Annotated in this window: 17 protein-coding genes and 1 tRNA gene; 14 read left to right on the top strand and 4 right to left on the bottom strand. The window is 55.6% G+C overall.

The features are described 5' to 3' along the window. The 8 genes from B9Z33_RS13910 to B9Z33_RS13885 all read left to right on the top strand — a co-directional run bounded on the left by B9Z33_RS13910 (position 1) and on the right by B9Z33_RS13885 (position 5,300). On the top strand, positions 1-219 hold the full coding sequence (locus B9Z33_RS13910; RefSeq protein WP_108287599.1) for a hypothetical protein: 219 nt from the start codon (positions 1-3) through the stop codon (positions 217-219). After that, entirely contained in the window at positions 216-443 is a 228-nt protein-coding gene (locus B9Z33_RS15485) for a hypothetical protein (RefSeq protein WP_146183871.1), read from the top strand. Before B9Z33_RS13910 ends, B9Z33_RS15485 begins: the two co-directional genes overlap by 4 nt. Positions 444-708: 265 nt before the next feature. Then, positions 709-834 carry a hypothetical protein gene (locus B9Z33_RS15795; RefSeq protein WP_255418216.1) on the top strand — a complete coding sequence of 42 codons (126 nt, stop codon included), beginning with the start codon at positions 709-711 and terminating at the stop codon, positions 832-834. Between the two features lie 60 nt (positions 835-894). Next, complete coding sequence (locus B9Z33_RS13905; RefSeq protein ID WP_108287598.1) at positions 895-1,134, top strand: hypothetical protein; 240 nt, start codon at positions 895-897, stop codon at positions 1,132-1,134. A gap of 48 nt (positions 1,135-1,182) precedes the next feature. Then, positions 1,183-2,682: a hypothetical protein gene (locus B9Z33_RS15480; protein WP_146183870.1), complete on the top strand. Its 1,500-nt coding sequence runs from the start codon at positions 1,183-1,185 to the stop codon at positions 2,680-2,682. Between the two features lie 12 nt (positions 2,683-2,694). Next, positions 2,695-3,033, top strand: coding sequence for a hypothetical protein (locus B9Z33_RS13895; protein WP_108287596.1), 339 nt, complete (start codon positions 2,695-2,697; stop codon positions 3,031-3,033). Between the two features lies 1 nt (position 3,034). After that, positions 3,035-4,021, top strand: coding sequence for a zonular occludens toxin domain-containing protein (locus B9Z33_RS13890; RefSeq protein WP_108287595.1), 987 nt, complete (start codon positions 3,035-3,037; stop codon positions 4,019-4,021). Between the two features lies 1 nt (position 4,022). Next, positions 4,023-5,300 (top strand): type II secretion system protein GspD, encoded by a 1,278-nt coding sequence (locus B9Z33_RS13885; RefSeq protein ID WP_108287594.1) that lies wholly within the window; start codon positions 4,023-4,025, stop codon positions 5,298-5,300. 422 nt (positions 5,301-5,722) lie between these two features. Here the strand turns inward: B9Z33_RS13885 and B9Z33_RS13880 are convergent. Continuing rightward, positions 5,723-5,807 (bottom strand) — tRNA-Leu (locus tag B9Z33_RS13880). A gap of 64 nt (positions 5,808-5,871) precedes the next feature. Then, the gene (locus tag B9Z33_RS13875; protein WP_108287593.1) at positions 5,872-6,411 is read right to left on the bottom strand and encodes an outer membrane beta-barrel protein; all 540 of its coding nucleotides are present in this window, start codon (positions 6,409-6,411) and stop codon (positions 5,872-5,874) included. Positions 6,412-6,544: 133 nt separating this feature from the next. Between B9Z33_RS13875 and cysM the strand changes: the two genes are divergently transcribed. The 3 genes from cysM to B9Z33_RS13860 are packed head-to-tail and all read left to right on the top strand — an operon-like array spanning position 6,545 to position 8,246. Then, entirely contained in the window at positions 6,545-7,447 is a 903-nt protein-coding gene (gene cysM / locus B9Z33_RS13870) for a cysteine synthase CysM (protein ID WP_108287900.1), read from the top strand. Positions 7,448-7,461: 14 nt separating this feature from the next. Further along, positions 7,462-8,019 carry an NUDIX domain-containing protein gene (locus B9Z33_RS13865; protein WP_108287592.1) on the top strand — a complete coding sequence of 186 codons (558 nt, stop codon included), beginning with the start codon at positions 7,462-7,464 and terminating at the stop codon, positions 8,017-8,019. Further along, the gene (locus B9Z33_RS13860; protein ID WP_199220357.1) at positions 8,019-8,246 is read left to right on the top strand and encodes a sulfurtransferase TusA family protein; all 228 of its coding nucleotides are present in this window, start codon (positions 8,019-8,021) and stop codon (positions 8,244-8,246) included. The genes B9Z33_RS13865 and B9Z33_RS13860 overlap by 1 nt, the downstream gene beginning before the upstream one ends. A 125-nt stretch (positions 8,247-8,371) precedes the next feature. Here the strand turns inward: B9Z33_RS13860 and galU are convergent, their stop codons facing one another. Further along, entirely contained in the window at positions 8,372-9,250 is an 879-nt protein-coding gene (gene galU, locus B9Z33_RS13855) for a UTP--glucose-1-phosphate uridylyltransferase GalU (RefSeq protein WP_108287899.1), read from the bottom strand. Positions 9,251-9,276: 26 nt separating this feature from the next. After that, positions 9,277-12,273, bottom strand: coding sequence for a valine--tRNA ligase (locus tag B9Z33_RS13850; RefSeq protein WP_108287590.1), 2,997 nt, complete (start codon positions 12,271-12,273; stop codon positions 9,277-9,279). 333 nt (positions 12,274-12,606) lie between these two features. Here B9Z33_RS13850 and B9Z33_RS13845 point away from each other — a divergent pair, with 333 nt between their 5' ends. The 3 genes from B9Z33_RS13845 to B9Z33_RS13835 all read left to right on the top strand — a co-directional run bounded on the left by B9Z33_RS13845 (position 12,607) and on the right by B9Z33_RS13835 (position 15,099). Continuing rightward, positions 12,607-13,029, top strand: coding sequence for a rubrerythrin family protein (locus B9Z33_RS13845; RefSeq protein WP_019431318.1), 423 nt, complete (start codon positions 12,607-12,609; stop codon positions 13,027-13,029). A gap of 118 nt (positions 13,030-13,147) precedes the next feature. Then, a complete protein-coding gene (locus B9Z33_RS13840) occupies positions 13,148-14,497 on the top strand; it encodes a (Fe-S)-binding protein (protein ID WP_108287589.1) in 1,350 nt (449 codons plus the stop codon). 11 nt (positions 14,498-14,508) lie between these two features. After that, entirely contained in the window at positions 14,509-15,099 is a 591-nt protein-coding gene (locus B9Z33_RS13835; RefSeq protein ID WP_108287588.1) for a DUF3501 family protein, read from the top strand. Positions 15,100-15,198: the final 99 nt, after the last annotated feature.

Genomic DNA, 15,198 nt, shown 5'->3' with positions numbered 1-15,198 from the left:
ATGGACTGCCGCCCGTGCTGGTATGTCCAGTCACTAGATGACGGTGCATTTCTTGCGCCTGATGGTGAGGGCGGCATTGTCATGGTGCATTTGTTAGCGCATGCCGTCCCTTTCGAAACCCGCGAAGCCGCCGTTCATGCCGCTGTGGACCATTTCGACGGCCAAGCCTCTCTGATTCAGCTCTATCAACCCATGACTTGCGAAGAGTTTATTCAATGAAATCTGAAGCTGATTACTACACCCGCGATTTGCTTGGCAACAAGCCTGGCAGACCACGAAAGGTCAATGCAAAGACAGGTGCACAACGAACCCGTGAACATCGTCAGCGCAAGGCTATTTCTGTTACCAGTAACGGAAATCCTGAGCCGTGTTCGTGGTGTGGTGCTGAACGTTCTTCCTGCTGTGGCATCTGCACCATCGGCCAGCTTGGACGTAAGGCTTGATCAATGACAAGTTTTGAAGCTTTTTTCTGGTGGGCTTTACTTTTCTTGGGGCTCAAAGCCTACAAATTTAATGACCTTTCTGTGCGTGTTTACATGACTTTAGGGGCAATTTTGATTTGCTCATTTGTCGCGATTACTCAGGGGAAAACAAATGGACTTCAACAACGTCAGTCATCTCTTTCAAGCCATTTTTGTGATTCTCGGAGTGGCGATTTTCTTCATGGGTGTTAACGCTGGCAACAAGATCGGTTGACCTATGTTGAACATGACTTCTTACATCAGTGCTGCGATGGTTGCTTACATCGTTGGCATTTACGCGGGCTTGTGGGCGCTTGGCTATGGCATCGGTAAATCCGTTGCATGGGTCAGGTACATCAAGAACGTGGCATGAATTCGGGCAATCGCTCGATGCGTTGGCGGGTGCGCTTTCACCTGTTTTCAGGAGTTCGACATGAATCGTCGTTTCGCTGTTCTGCGTGGTCAAGTCGCCCGCATCGGTGCTGCCGTCTCGGCTGCTGCTCTTCTGCCTGCTGTGGCGTTCGCTCAAACTGCGGACCCCTTCGACACCGCTTTGGCAACTGTGACCACTAAGGTCACAAGCTACGCTGGTGCGTTGGTTGGCTTGGCTGCTGTTGCTGTGGTGTTCATGGTGGCCGTGAAGTACGTCAAAAAGCTGCCTAAAGCTTCTTGATGTTTTAAACCCTCGGGGGAAACCTCGGGGGTTTTTTTTGGAGTTTTTATGTCTTCTACTCGTCGTCTTATTTCTGGTCTTATGGTTCTTGTTCTGTACATTTGGGCGCCAATTCATAGCTACGCCATAACTGTGACCAGTTTTAACGGCGTGGCGAATTCTGCACTTGGCTCCCTTGTCGGCGGCAAGCTTGGTTATCTAGGTGAATCAGCGGCTATTTCTCGCACATTGGCAAGCATGGGGGGGCGTGTCGCTGCCCTTGGTACTGCTTGCGGTGCAACTGGTCCCGGCTCGGCGTTGTGCATGGTCGCTGGTGGCATTGCTACTGGTGTTGTTACCTGTGCTGCTATGTGGGAAACCGGCTGTCGTCAAACCCTTGAATGGGCCTATGACAAGAGTATCAATTTTGCTTTTGGTTCTTCTGGCACTGTGACTGCTTCGGGCACTGGCATGAATGCGGCAACAGCTCCGATTTATTCTAATGGCACTACGGTTGGTGGTTACTGTTGGACTGCCTTTGATGGCTGCTGGGGCAGCTATCAAGAGGCCTTGGCTTACGGCTGGAATAAGACCATGCAGACGTACCCACGTGCTACTTATGGTCAACCGACATTCAATCAGGTTAACGCCAGTCAAGTTGACGCGACATATATCTATTCCATTCCTGAACTTTACTTGAACAATACGACTGCCACGAAGACAATTACACGGTCAATTTCTAATAAAGATTGCGCTGCTGGTACTGGCATTGTGAACGGCGTTTGCACTTCAAATGGTGTTGCAAACACTGTTTTTGGTCAGTCTGTGCCCTATACGCCTTCTGCTAAATCTGTTGCTGCTGCTGTCTCTGACATCCCGGCTTCTGCTGCTGATAAACCAGCTTCAAATGACGCATTGGCCGCTGCTGCTAATGCCCTTTGGAAAGCTGCTGCTGCTGCTGATAGTGCCGCTGCCAGCTGGACTCAAGCTCGCGCCATTACTGCTGCTGACGTTGAGGCTTGGCGTGCTGCTAATACGGCTTCTGTCCCTACTGTTGCTGATATGGCCAAGCCCTTGGCTGGTGACACCATCAACCCTGCATCTTTCCCTTATACCGCTCCAGGCACTGGCACTGGAACTGGAACTGGAACTGGAACTGGAACTGGAACTGGAACTTCTACAGGTTCTGGCTCGTTTGCGTGGATCTGCGGTGTTGCACCTTTACCACCTTGTAGCGTAGCCGTTGATTCGGCTGGTGTGCCTTCAACGGTTGAAGGTTTGGCGAATCCTTCATCGGCCATTGCAGACACATTCAGGCCTCTTGATTCACGCGTCAATGACCCAGACAAGGCCGGTTTGTGGCCTGCTTTCCCTCTCATAAATTGGACGTTTGCACTTCCCACTACTTGTAGCGTTATTTCAGTGCCTGCTTTTGCTCCAGTTCTTGATAGCGTGGACGTTTGCCAATTCCAGCCAACCTTCCACGGAATCATGTCCGTTGTATGGGTTCTCGGTGGGCTCTTTGGCTCTATCGGCCTCTTCTGGCGCAATGTTATGGCAACCGCTTAAAGGACTTTCATCATGGGTGCTCTTGGTCAATTAATCGCATTGATTGCAGGCAAGTGGACTGCGTTTGTTCTCGCTATTCACACTTCTGCGATTGCACGGCGCTTGCTTTTTGTCGCATGGCTTGGGGCTTTGTATGTTGGCTGTGTTGTGACGTTCAGCAACATGATTGCGCCTTGGTTTTCTGGCTTGCTTAGCAGCCCCTCTGGTTCTGGTCAGGTTGTTGGCAATGTCATTGGTCTTTTGTTTCCTCCAGTTGCTGGCACCGTCTTGGCTTCGTTGGTGATTTTTTGGGGTTGTGTCGCTGCTATGCGGTACACCTCGAAGCTGTCAATGATTGTTTTCAAGGACTGATATGGCTAACTATTCTGTTGAGGGAAAGTTAGGCACGGGCAAGACAAAATTTTGCGTTTGGATGGCCCAGCAGGCTCTATACGCTGGCCGCAAAGTTGCTGGAAATGTCGATTTGAAAATGGAGCATCTGACACCGTTCAGGCGCTCTTCTTATGTTCGTATTCCTGACAAGCCAACTGCCTTTGATCTTGATGCAATTGGCAATGGAAACCCTGATTCGTATGAAGAAGATCGCAATGGAATTTTGCTTCTTGATGAACTTGGAACTTGGCTGAATTCACGTTCCTTTCAAGACAAAGATAGGGCTGCTTTGCTTGATTGGTTCATTCATGCACGTAAGCATGGATGGGACGTTTACTTCATTGTCCAAGATGCCAACATGATTGATAAGCAAGTCCGTGAAGCTCTCATTGAGTATCAATGTCGCTGTCTTCGCCTGGACAAAGTTCGCATTCCTTATGTTGGTTGGATGCTCTCAGTTATTCATGATCGCTTGGGCTATCTGCCGCGTCTTCACTTGGTGACTGCCCGTGTCGGTTATGGCGCTGGTGCCGTTGTTGCTGAACGGTGGTATTTCAAGGGCTATGAATTGCATTCAGCCTACAACACCAAGCAAATTTTCGAGACTGACTATCCGCACGGAACCTTTTCGTCGTTGCTTCCTTGGGACTTTGTTCCCTCTAAAACATGGGTGACTAAAGTGAAAGAAATTTACAAATATGCGTTCACCAATGCTGGGGCTTTTGCTCTTGGTGCTGTCTTTTGGGCATTCATTCCTGGCTTCTTTGCTGCTGCCCCTCAAGCTGCTGCTGAGCCTGTAACCATTTCAACTTTGTCAGTGATTGGCACTGTTCGATTTGGTTCTGATTGGCTTGTTTCTTTATCGGATGGCACCTCTGACAAAGTGCATGAATCAGCATTTGTGAAGGACGCTAAAGGTCGTCGGTTCAAACACGGTGAATCTTGGGTTTATTTGAAAGGTTTTTGACATGAAAAAAATACTTCTCGCGCTTGCTATTTGTTGTCCGCTGTTTGCGTTTGCTGCTGCACCTTTGCAACTGACTTTTGATAAAGCAAGTGTTCAATCGTTTTTGGGCACTCTATACGGCAAGATTTTGCAAAAGAGTTTTGTTCTTAGTCCTGACGTTTTATCTCTTAATCGTCCTGTGACGCTCAACGTGTCACTTGAGCCTGAAATGATTGGGTCTTTTGTTACGGGCTTTCTTGCGGATCAGGGTCTTATTGCTGTTGTCCGTGATGGTGTTACCTACGTTGGCATTAAATCAACGCTCGCTAGCTCTTCTGTTGCCCTTCCTGCGCCTGTTTCCCTTGATAACTCACGCGCTTCTTTTTCTTTGTTGGATAGCCCTCTTCCTTCGCGTGTTACCTCTGCGCGTGATTCTCTTGAACCTGCTAAGCCTGTTGAACCCTTGCCACCTTCGTTTAAAGTTTTTATGCCAACTAGGTCAACGCCTACAGTTCTTTGTGAATCGGTCAATCGTGTTTTTTTGAACACTTGTCACCCGGCTGCTGCCGTTGTGGTTCTTACTCATTCGCAACACCTTGAAGTCATTTCTGAACTGGCTTCACAGCTTGATATCAAGCCCACGCTTGTGGATGTGTCCGCGACGTTTATCGAAGTGACCGGCTCTAAGCGTGATGGCTACGGTTTCGGATTGGTTGCAAACGTGCTCGGCGGCTCACTTGGTTTGAACCTCGGCGCGACTGCTGACACGTCCACGATCACGATCAAGGGCGCGAACTTCACGGCATTGCTTGATATTCTCCGAAGTGATGGCCGCTTTAAGCAGGTGGCCAGCCCTTCCGGTCGTGTCGCGTCTGGTTCTCTTTTCAATATCGCCATTGGCGACGAAGTGCCTACCCTGTCCGGTCAGTCTCGCGACAACACCGGGCAGGTGACCAGTCAAGTCGTGTACCGGCCTTCTGGTGTGCTTCTCAACGTCCAGCCTGTGGCAATCACTGAAAAGGATTCCGCCATGGTTTCAACCACCGTTGATGCTCAGGTTTCTAGTTTTAGTAAGACGGAAAGCGGCGTGAACGGTTCACCCACATTGTCTAAGCGACAAGTTAAAACCTCGCTTGTGTTAGCGGATGGTGAAGTCGCTGTCATCGGCGGCTTGACGGGCTCACGCGGTGTTTCTTCTCGTTCTTCTCTGTTCGGTTTCAACGTATCCAACAGAGATGATGAACAGTCCACGGATTTGGTTTTGTTGCTGTCTGCAAAGGTCGTTGCAGGAGTTCACTGACTGAACTCTATTTAAATAGCTTACGAAAAAGCTGCGTTCGTTGTCGAGGGTGTTAGACCGTCTAACACCCTAAGCGTTTTCCTGTTTGTATCTGCAGTGCGAAGAAACTGGTGCTCATCAAGACCATCCGCACGGGGCCCCTGTAGCACGGCGAAGCCGCCCCGAAGGGGTGAGGGGGTTCATCCCCCCGAATGCAGGGGAGCGGTGGGCTCCATGCCGCGTGCTGAGGTGCTTGCTGTCCAGGGGCTATGCTCCGCGCCCTGAAAAACAATTGGCATCCTTGTCTAAGCATTGACTTAAAGCTCGGAAGACTTGCTGGGTGCTTTTGTAGTTGTGTTGGAAGAATGTTGGAGTTCAGCTGAAAACAAAAAAGCCAGCATGTAGCTGGCTTTTGTAACCTATTGATTTTAATAGGGTTTTCGTGGTGCCCGGGGCCGGACTCGAACCGGCACGCCTTGCGGCGGGGGATTTTGAGTCCCCTGAGTCTACCAATTTCACCACCCGGGCGGTATTTGTGAAGACGCAAATTATGGCACATTTTCGCGCAGTCACGGACTGCTCAAGACAAAAATCAGAATTTCATGCCCACAGCGAGCGTCGCCCCTTGGGTCTTGGTTCCTTGTTTGTCATAAAAGTTCGTATAGCTCAGCGAGCCATAGGTGGTTTTGTTGAAGTGGTAGTTCAAGCCCAAGCCGTACGCAAAATCATTGTCCGTGTCGGTGAGGGAATAGCTGTTCACTTGGCCGGTGGTCTTGTTCTCAATCCAACCCAAGCGCCCAAACAGTTCCAGCTCAGGGGTTAGCATGGCCTTGGGTTTGATGAAAAAACCATAAGCACGTTGCACTTTCAGGCTTGTCCCAGGAACTTCAACACCGTTGAGTTTGATCGGGTCAGCGTCCAGATTGGTGCCTGCCATGCCCTCCAGCGCAAAATTGGGATGAAATTCGTACCCCAGAACCACCCCCGCCATGGTGGGTTTGGATTTGAGCGTGTTGCCATCCACCGAGCCCTTGACGGACAAGGGGGTCACGCCAATTTCACCGTACCACTGGGCCTGTGCCAAGGTGGCGGACAGAAACAAAATGGCCAAGCATGTCTGTTTGATCTTCATAAACACCTTTCTTGCCGAAGCATTTCAAGCTGAATGCCTCATCCGGGCACCCAGTGGCGCAACGATAAAAAAGTCGGCGTCAAGCGTCGGTGTGTTGACGAACGCAATGCCCAAGTTATGGCAAAGTACGCCCATGATTTATCCAACCATTGAAGATGCCATCGGCAAAACCCCCTTGGTGGCTTTGCAGCGTTTGGGGGCTACCGACGCGAAGGCGCGCAACAACGTGATTTTGGGCAAACTGGAGGGCAATAACCCTGCCGGTTCCGTGAAGGATCGCCCCGCTTTGTCGATGATCCGCCGGGCCGAAGAGCGCGGTGAGATCAAGCCCGGCGACACCTTGATCGAGGCCACCTCAGGCAACACCGGCATTGCGCTGGCCATGGCGGCGGCCATCAAGGGTTACCGCATGATTTTGATCATGCCCGAGGACTTGTCCATCGAGCGTGCCCAGACCATGAAAGCATTTGGCGCCGAGCTGATCCTCACGCCCAAGAGCGGTGGCATGGAATACGCCCGCGATCTGGCCGACAACATGGCGGCGCAAGGCAAGGGCCGCATCCTGGACCAGTTTGCCAATGCCGATAACCCGCGCATCCATTACGAAACCACCGGCCCTGAAATCTGGGAGCAGACCGGCGGGCGCATCACCCACTTTGTGAGCGCCATGGGCACCACCGGCACCATCACGGGGGTGTCGCGCTTTTTGAAAGAAAAGAACCCGGCTGTTCGCATCATCGGCGCGCAGCCCAGCGAAGGTTCGCGCATTCCGGGTATTCGCAAGTGGCCGCAAGAGTACCTGCCCAAAATTTACGATCCGAGCCAGGTGGATGAACTGGTTTATGTGAGCCAGAGCGATGCCGAAGAAACTTGCCGCCAAATGGCCCGGACCGAAGGCATTTTTGCAGGCATTTCTGCCGCAGGTGCCTGCTGGGTCGCGCAGGAGATTGCAAAAACGGTGCAAAACGCCACCATTGTGTTCATCGTGTGCGATCGCGGTGATCGCTACTTGTCCACAGGCGTGTTTCCCGCCTGAACCCAGGATGCCCCATGGCTGAATTTCGTTTTTGCCCGCAGTGCGCCACGCCCCTGGCCTGGCTTTCGCAGATGGAAGATGGCGGTGAGGTGCTGCGCCTGCGCTGCACTGCCTGCGACTTCACCCACTGGAACAACCCCACACCCGTGCTGGCGGGCATTGTGCAGGTGGGCGACCAGATCTTGCTGGCCCGCAACGCCGCCTGGCCAGGGCGTCGATTTGCGTTGATCACGGGCTTCATGGAAGCCGGTGAAACACCCGAAGACGGTATTCGACGCGAGATCGCCGAAGAAACGAATCTGAAGGTGTCAGCGCTCAAGTTGATTGGCGTGTACGACTTCCAGCGCATGAACCAGGTGATCATTGCTTACCACGCCGTGGCCGAGGGCGAAGTGCGTCTCTCGCCTGAATTGGCCGAGTACAAGATGTTCGATTTCAAGGACCTGATTTGCTGGCCTGCGGGCACCGGCTATGCCTTGGGCGACTGGTTGCGCACCATCGGCATCGAGCCCAAGTTCATGAGCTGGGAAGAGCGCGCCGCGCAAAGCCAAGAAAACCATCAGGGAACGTGATGCAGATCGACAAGGAAATTGACACCAGCGGCCTGAACTGCCCCTTGCCCATCTTGAAAGCCAAGAAGGCCTTGAACGACATGGTCAGTGGCCAGGTGCTCAAGGTGATTGCCACCGACCCGGGGGCTTGGCGCGACTTTGAAGCATTTGCCCGCCAGACGGGCAATGATTTGCTGCTGCAGGAAAAAACCGACACGGCGTTTGTGTTTGCACTCAAGCGGCGTTGAAGAAACGTCACTCCCACATCTTCTGTGGGAGGCCGCCCCTGCGGCCGAATGATGGCCATGGCTTTAACCCCATTCGCGAGCAGGGGCTCGCTCCCACAGCGGGAGTGATCAGCACTGCTCACTGATCAGAGGTTCAGACCTTTGAGGTATGTGCGGAACGACGCACCCACTTGCGGGTGCTGCAAAGCCAGCTCTACCGTGGCTTCCAGGAAGCCTTCTTTGCTGCCGCAGTCGTAGCGCTTGCCTTCGTACTGGAAGGCATAGACCGCTTCACGTTGCATCAGGCGTGCAATTGCATCGGTCAACTGGATCTCGCCGCCCACGCCCGTGGGCTGGTTGCGGATTTCGTCAAAAATGCCCGGCGTCAGGATGTAGCGGCCCGCCACGCCCATGCGCGAGGGCGCTTTGTCGGGGCTGGGTTTTTCCACGATCTGCTCGACGCGAATCAATTGGAGACCCGCTGACTCACCCGCCACGATGCCATAGCGCTTGACTTGGTCGAGCGGCACTTCTTGCACCGCCAGTACCGAGCGGCCTTGCTTGGTGTACGCATCGACCATTTGGGTCAAAACAGAACTGCCTTGGTTGACCATCAGGTCATCGGCCAGCAGCACCGCAAAAGGCTCATTGCCCACCAAAGGCTCGGCGCACAGCACCGCGTGGCCCAGGCCCAGCATGCGGTTCTGGCGCACATAGGCGCAGACCATGTCGTCGGGCTGCACTGAGCGCACCAAGGCCAGCAATTCGTCTTTGTGCGCGGCTTCGAGTTCGGTTTCAAGCTCGTAAGCGGTGTCGAAGTGGTCTTCGATGGCCCGCTTGCTGCGGCCCGTCACAAAGATCATGTGGCGCACACCCGCCGCATAAGCCTCTTCTACCGCGTACTGGATCAGTGGCTTGTCGACCACCGGCAGCATTTCTTTGGGCGCGGCTTTGGTGGCAGGCAAAAAACGCGTGCCCAGACCAGCGACGGGGAAGACGGCTTTGCGGATGACGTTGTGGCTCATGGTCGATTCCTTGTCCAAGCAGGGCTTCAGCCCAGTCGTTGCAATTGTTGGCGAATTTTGTCGAGGGTGGCACCGAAGTCGGCCACGCGTTTCTTGGTTTCGTCGAGCACCGCTGGCGGGGCCTTGGCCACAAAGGCTTCGTTGCCGAGTTTGGCGTTGGCCTTGGTGATTTCGCCTTCCAGGCGCGCGGCTTCCTTGGTCAGGCGAATTTTTTCTGCGGCCGCATCCACTTCGATGAACAGGCACAGGCGTGCTTCGCCCACCACGGCCACGGGTGCCGCTTGTGCGGCCGCGATCCATTCGGCTTCGGTGTCAAAAACCTTGACCTCACTCAGCTTGGCCAGCGACTGCAACACGGGGGCCACACTTTGCATGAAGTCGGTGTCGCCCAGCACGTACATGGGCATGCGGGTGGCGGGCGAGACGTTCATCTCGCCACGCAGGTTGCGGCAGGCGTCCACCAGGGTTTTGAGCTTGGCCACATGGGCTTCGGCGGCGGTGTCAATGCGCTCGGGCTGGCTCACGGGGTAGGCCGCGATGCTGACCGACTCGCCTGGCCGTCCGGCGACCACCGACACTTTTTGCCAGAGCTCTTCGGTGATGAAGGGGATGATCGGGTGCGCCAGGCGCATGATGGTTTCAAGCGTGCGGATCAGGGTGCGGCGCGTGGCGCGTTTTTGCGCGTCGGTGCCGTTGTTGATCTGCACCTTGGCGATTTCGAGGTACCAGTCGCAGAACTCGTTCCAGACGAAGTCATAAATTGTGTTGGCGACGTTGTCGAGGCGGTATTCGGCGAAGCCTTTGGCCACGTCGGCTTCGACGCGTTGCAGGTGTGAGCTGATCCAGCGGTCGGCCTGGCTGAAGGCCAGGTAGCCGTGGGCCGGGCCGCCCACAGCGCATTCGGCTTTGGTGTGTTCTTTGAGGCCGCAGTCCTGGCCTTCGCAGTTCATCAGCACAAAGCGGGTGGCGTTCCAGAGCTTGTTGCAGAAGTTGCGGTAGCCCTCGCAGCGCTTGCTGTCAAAGTTGATGCTGCGGCCCAGGCTGGCCAGCGCCGCAAACGTGAAGCGCAGTGCGTCGGCACCGTAGGCCGGAATGCCTTCGGGGAATTCTTTTTCGGTCTGCTTGCGCACCTTGGGTGCGGTCTCGGGTTTGCGCAGGCCCTGGGTGCGTTTTTCAAGCAGGGGTTCGAGCGTGATGCCGTCGATCAGATCGACCGGGTCGAGCACGTTGCCCTCGGACTTGCTCATCTTCTTGCCCTGGGCATCGAGCACCAGGCCGTGGATGTAGACGTGCTTGAAAGGCACTTTGCCGGTGAAGTGCGTGGTCATCATGATCATCCGGGCGACCCAGAAGAAGATGATGTCGTAGCCGGTGACCAGCACAGAGGAGGGCAGATACAGGTCGTAGTCTTGTGTTCCGCTGGCGGCAGTGGCACCGCCGGTCGTGCTCATACTCGCTTCGCTCGCCAAATCGCCCGATCCGGCGGCACCACTGCCGCCAGCTGCGTTGTTGGTGTCGCTGCTCCAACCCAGTGTTGAGAACGGCACCAGTGCGCTGGAGTACCAGGTGTCCAACACGTCTTCGTCGCGCTTGAGCGTCTTGCCCGGGGCTTTGGCTTGTGCTTCCGCCTCATTGCGGGCGACATACACCTTGCCGTCTTCGTCGTACCAAGCCGGAATCTGGTGGCCCCACCACAGTTGGCGGGAGATGCACCAGTCCTGGATGTTGTTCATCCACTGGTTGTAGGTGTTGACCCAGTTCTCGGGCACGAAGCTCACTTGACCGGTTTGCACGGCATCGATGGCTTTTTGCGCGATGCTCTTGCCGGTGGCATCGCCTTTGCCGACTTGGTTCATCGCCACAAACCACTGGTCGGTCAGCATGGGCTCGATCACTTGGCCGGTGCGGGCGCAACGGGGCACCATGAGTTTGTGTTTCTTCACCTCAACCAACGCGCCTGCGGCTTCCAGATCCGCCACCACGGCCTTGCGGGCCACGAAGCGGTCGAGGCCTCGGTATTTCTCGGGTGCATTGTTGTTGATGGTCGCGTCCAGGTTCAGCACGCAGATCATTTCTAGCTTGTGGCGCTGGCCTACGGCATAGTCGTTGGTGTCGTGCGCGGGCGTGACCTTGACCACGCCGGTGCCGAAGGCTTTGTCCACGTAGTCGTCCGCGATCACGGGGATGGTGCGGCCGCACAAAGGCAGGTTGACCTGTTTGCCAATCAGGGCGCTGTAACGCTCGTCTTCGGGGTGAACCATCACGGCCACGTCGCCCAGCAGGGTTTCGGGCCGGGTGGTGGCCACCGTCAGGCTGCCAGTGCCATCGGCCAAGTCGTAGCGGATGTGCCACATGGAGCCGTCTTCTTCTTCGCTCTCGACTTCGAGGTCCGACACCGCGCTCATCAGCACCGGGTCCCAGTTCACCAGGCGCTTGCCACGGTAAATCAGGCCTTGCTCGTACAGCTGCACAAAGGTCTCGGTCACGGTCTTGGACAGCTTGGGGTCCATCGTGAAGTATTCGCGGCTCCAGTCCACGCTGTCGCCCATGCGGCGCATCTGGCTGGTGATGGTGCTGCCGGACTCTTCTTTCCACTCCCACACTTTGCTCACAAAGTTCTTGCGAGCCTCGGCAGGTGTCGGGCCCATGTCGTGGCGGCTGATGCCTTTGGCCTGCAGCTGGCGCTCCACCACGATTTGCGTGGCAATGCCCGCGTGGTCTGTGCCCGGAATCCAGGCGGTGTTGTGGCCCAGCATGCGGTGGTAGCGCGTCAACGAGTCCATGATGGTCTGATTGAAGGCGTGGCCCATGTGCAACGTGCCCGTCACGTTAGGCGGGGGCAGCTGAATGGAGAACGCCGGGGCTTCTGCCACGGGTGTGCCTGTGCCACGGAAACCCGCCACGCCATAGCCGCGTTTTTCCCACTCGGGGCCCCAATGGGCTTCCAGGGCGGCGGGCTCGAACGATTTGGACAGGCTCTCAAGGCCGGGTTGGTTCACGGGAGTGACGGGCGCGTTGCTCATGGCTGGGGGCTTCTTAAAAAGAAAAACGGCACCTCAGCAGATGCCGCGCAGGACGATCAAGGTCCAAAAGGGTGATTTTACCTAGCCCACCCGGGGCACCTGTGGGCCGGGCATTCATTTGCAAGCGCACGCACTCGCCCGTCTGTGGCGTGTTGGGGTTGTCGCTTGACCGGTTCGTCGCTGTTGGGGAATTGGCTTCAGACCTCATAGGCCAGATAAATCCATGCCATTTGATCAATCTATTTGGCGCAGCGAGCGGTCTGGGGTTAATCTGGCGGCCTCTGGCGATCCTGCCAGGGCATTCAATGTTCAAAACCGATCAAGGAGATTTCCATGGCAGCACTCAAAGGCTCGCGCACGGAGCAATGCCTGAAGGACGCCTTTGCAGGCGAATCCCAGGCCAACCGTCGCTATTTGTACTTCGCGAACAAGGCTGACATTGAAGGTCAGAACGATGTAGCCGCCCTGTTCCGTTCCACCGCAGAAGGTGAGACCGGTCACGCCCACGGCCACCTGGAGTTCCTGGAGCAATCTGGCGACCCGGCTACGGGTTTGCCCATTGGCTCGACCCGTCAAAACCTGGCTTCGGCTGTGGCTGGCGAAACCCACGAGTACACCGACATGTACCCGGGCATGGCGAAAACCGCCCGCGAAGAAGGCTTCGATGAAGTGGCCGACTGGTTTGAGACCCTGGCCAAGGCAGAGCGTTCACACGCCAACCGCTACCAGAAAGCCTTGAACGAGCTGGTGGACTGAGCTTGCGCTCGCCCGTTGCGCTGCACCGCGCAGCGGGCTTATCTCAAGTTTTGGCACGCCGAATTTTCAGATAAGCCCATCCATCAGTCCCCTTGAGTCCCCTTTTAAGGAGCACACCATGGCCAAAGAAGGCAACCTTGAAGCACCCACACGGCACGCTTTGGACTGGCAAAACCCTGACTTTTACAACGAAGAAAAGTGTTTTGACGAGCTGGAACGCATCTTTGACATCTGCCATGGCTGCCGACGCTGCGTGAGCCTGTGCAACGCTTTCCCCACCTTGTTTGATCTGGTGGACGAGAGCAGCACCATGGAAGTCGATGGGGTCGACAAGCAAGATTACTGGAAGGTGGTGGACCAGTGCTACATGTGCGACCTGTGCTACATGACCAAGTGCCCCTACACCCCACCGCACGCCTGGAACCTGGATTTCCCGCACACCATGCTGCGCGCCAAGGCCATCAAGTTCAAGAAAGGTGAAGTCGGCTTGGCTGAAAAGCTGTTGGCTTCCACCGATGTGCACGGTTCATTTGCCGGTATTCCGATCGTGGTGCAGGCGGTCAATGCCATCAACAAAACCGAAACCGCACGCAGCATCATGGAAAGCGTGGCAGGCGTGGACAAAAATGCTTGGCTGCCCGCGCTGGCCACGAAGAAGTTTCGCGCCAGCGCGCCCGATGCCAAGGCTTCCAAAGTGGTGGACGGCGAGAAGACACCCGGCAAGGTCGCCATTTATTCGACCTGCTACATCAACTACAACGAGCCGGGCATTGGCCACGACTTGCTGAAGATCCTCGACCACAACGACATCCCGTATGTGCTGGTCGAGAGGGAAAAATGCTGCGGCATGCCCAAACTGGAGCTGGGCGATCTGGACTCGGTCAAGGCCTCCAAAGAAGCCAACATCCCCGTGCTGGCCAAGTACGCCAAAGACGGTTTTGCCATCATGGCGGCGGTGCCCAGCTGCGCCCTGATGTTCAAGCAAGAGATTCCGCTGATGTTCCCCGATTGCACAGACACCCAGTTGGTCAAAGACGCGATGTGGGACCCGTTTGAATACTTCATGGCCCGCAAGCGCGACGGCTTGCTCAAGACCGAATTCCCGCAAAAGCTGGGCAATGTGAGCTACCAGATTCCTTGCCACGGGCGCGTGCAAAACATCGGCAAGAAGACCGAAGAAATGCTCAAAATGATCCCCGATACCGAGATCAACACCATCGAGCGTTGCTCGGGCCACGCTGGCACCTATGGCGTCAAAAAAGGCTTACACGAGATGGCGATGAAGATCGGCAAGCCCGTGTTCAAAGCCATGGCCACCATGAAAGATGGCTCCAAGCCCGACTTCATCAGCTCCGACTGCCCGCTGGGCGGCCACCACATTGCCCAGGGCTTTGAGGTCAACGGCCTGGGTGCCCCCGAACTGAACCACCCCTTGACCCTGGTGCGCAAAGCCTACGGTCTCAAATAAGGAACACCGCCATGCAACTGACCGGAAAAATCACGCCCGAGACCCTGATGTCGCTGGAGGCCTACACCAAGTGGCGCAAGCTTCACAAGCCCGAAGTGATCGCCCACCGCAAGCTGCGCAGCGTGCAGCTGGGTGAGCACATCAATGTGCAGTTTGAAAGCGAAACCACCATTCGCTACCAAATCCAGGAGATGCTGCGCATCGAAAAAGTCTTCGAAGAGGAGGGCATCCTGCAAGAGATTGAAGCCTATGCCCCGCTGGTGCCGGACGGCAGCAACTGGAAGGCCACCATGATGATCGAGTACACCGACATCAACGAGCGCAAGCGCGAACTGGCCAAGCTGATCGGTGTGGAAGACCGCATGTTTGTCGAGGTCGAAGGCCATGCCCGCGTGTATGCCATTGCTGACGAAGACCTGGACCGCGAAACCGAAGAAAAGACCTCGGCAGTGCACTTTGTGCGCTTTGAGCTGACGCCCGTAATGTGCGCGGCGGTGAAGGCTGGCGCTGGCGTCAAGATGGGTTGCGACCACACGCATTACCCATCGCACATCGAAATCGCTGCCGATACCTTGGCCAGTTTGGCGGGCGATTTGAAGTAAATCTCGTCGCCTGAATCAGATAAAAAAGCCTGAACGGGCGTTGACCTGTTCAGGCTTTTTGTTGGGCTGTTGGCAGCAGTCGAGCAGGATGTTTCCGCC

Source organism: Limnohabitans sp. T6-20, from assembly GCF_003063505.1.
GTDB lineage: Bacteria > Pseudomonadota > Gammaproteobacteria > Burkholderiales > Burkholderiaceae_C > Limnohabitans_A.
This window is presented reverse-complemented; position numbering and strand designations above follow the sequence as displayed.

Coding starts and splice junctions, on each gene's coding strand:
- B9Z33_RS13890 (WP_108287595.1), top strand. CDS start 3,035: ATGGCTAACTATTCTGTTGAGGGAAAGTTAGGCACGGGCAAGACAAAA.
- B9Z33_RS13885 (WP_108287594.1), top strand. CDS start 4,023: ATGAAAAAAATACTTCTCGCGCTTGCTATTTGTTGTCCGCTGTTTGCG.
- B9Z33_RS13905 (WP_108287598.1), top strand. CDS start 895: ATGAATCGTCGTTTCGCTGTTCTGCGTGGTCAAGTCGCCCGCATCGGT.
- cysM (WP_108287900.1), top strand. CDS start 6,545: ATGATTTATCCAACCATTGAAGATGCCATCGGCAAAACCCCCTTGGTG.
- B9Z33_RS15485 (WP_146183871.1), top strand. CDS start 216: ATGAAATCTGAAGCTGATTACTACACCCGCGATTTGCTTGGCAACAAG.
- B9Z33_RS13865 (WP_108287592.1), top strand. CDS start 7,462: ATGGCTGAATTTCGTTTTTGCCCGCAGTGCGCCACGCCCCTGGCCTGG.
- B9Z33_RS13860 (WP_199220357.1), top strand. CDS start 8,019: ATGCAGATCGACAAGGAAATTGACACCAGCGGCCTGAACTGCCCCTTG.
- B9Z33_RS13845 (WP_019431318.1), top strand. CDS start 12,607: ATGGCAGCACTCAAAGGCTCGCGCACGGAGCAATGCCTGAAGGACGCC.
- B9Z33_RS13840 (WP_108287589.1), top strand. CDS start 13,148: ATGGCCAAAGAAGGCAACCTTGAAGCACCCACACGGCACGCTTTGGAC.
- B9Z33_RS13895 (WP_108287596.1), top strand. CDS start 2,695: ATGGGTGCTCTTGGTCAATTAATCGCATTGATTGCAGGCAAGTGGACT.
- B9Z33_RS13875 (WP_108287593.1), bottom strand. CDS start 6,411: ATGAAGATCAAACAGACATGCTTGGCCATTTTGTTTCTGTCCGCCACC.
- B9Z33_RS13910 (WP_108287599.1), top strand. CDS start 1: ATGGACTGCCGCCCGTGCTGGTATGTCCAGTCACTAGATGACGGTGCA.
- galU (WP_108287899.1), bottom strand. CDS start 9,250: ATGAGCCACAACGTCATCCGCAAAGCCGTCTTCCCCGTCGCTGGTCTG.
- B9Z33_RS15480 (WP_146183870.1), top strand. CDS start 1,183: ATGTCTTCTACTCGTCGTCTTATTTCTGGTCTTATGGTTCTTGTTCTG.
- B9Z33_RS13835 (WP_108287588.1), top strand. CDS start 14,509: ATGCAACTGACCGGAAAAATCACGCCCGAGACCCTGATGTCGCTGGAG.
- B9Z33_RS15795 (WP_255418216.1), top strand. CDS start 709: ATGACTTCTTACATCAGTGCTGCGATGGTTGCTTACATCGTTGGCATT.
- B9Z33_RS13850 (WP_108287590.1), bottom strand. CDS start 12,273: ATGAGCAACGCGCCCGTCACTCCCGTGAACCAACCCGGCCTTGAGAGC.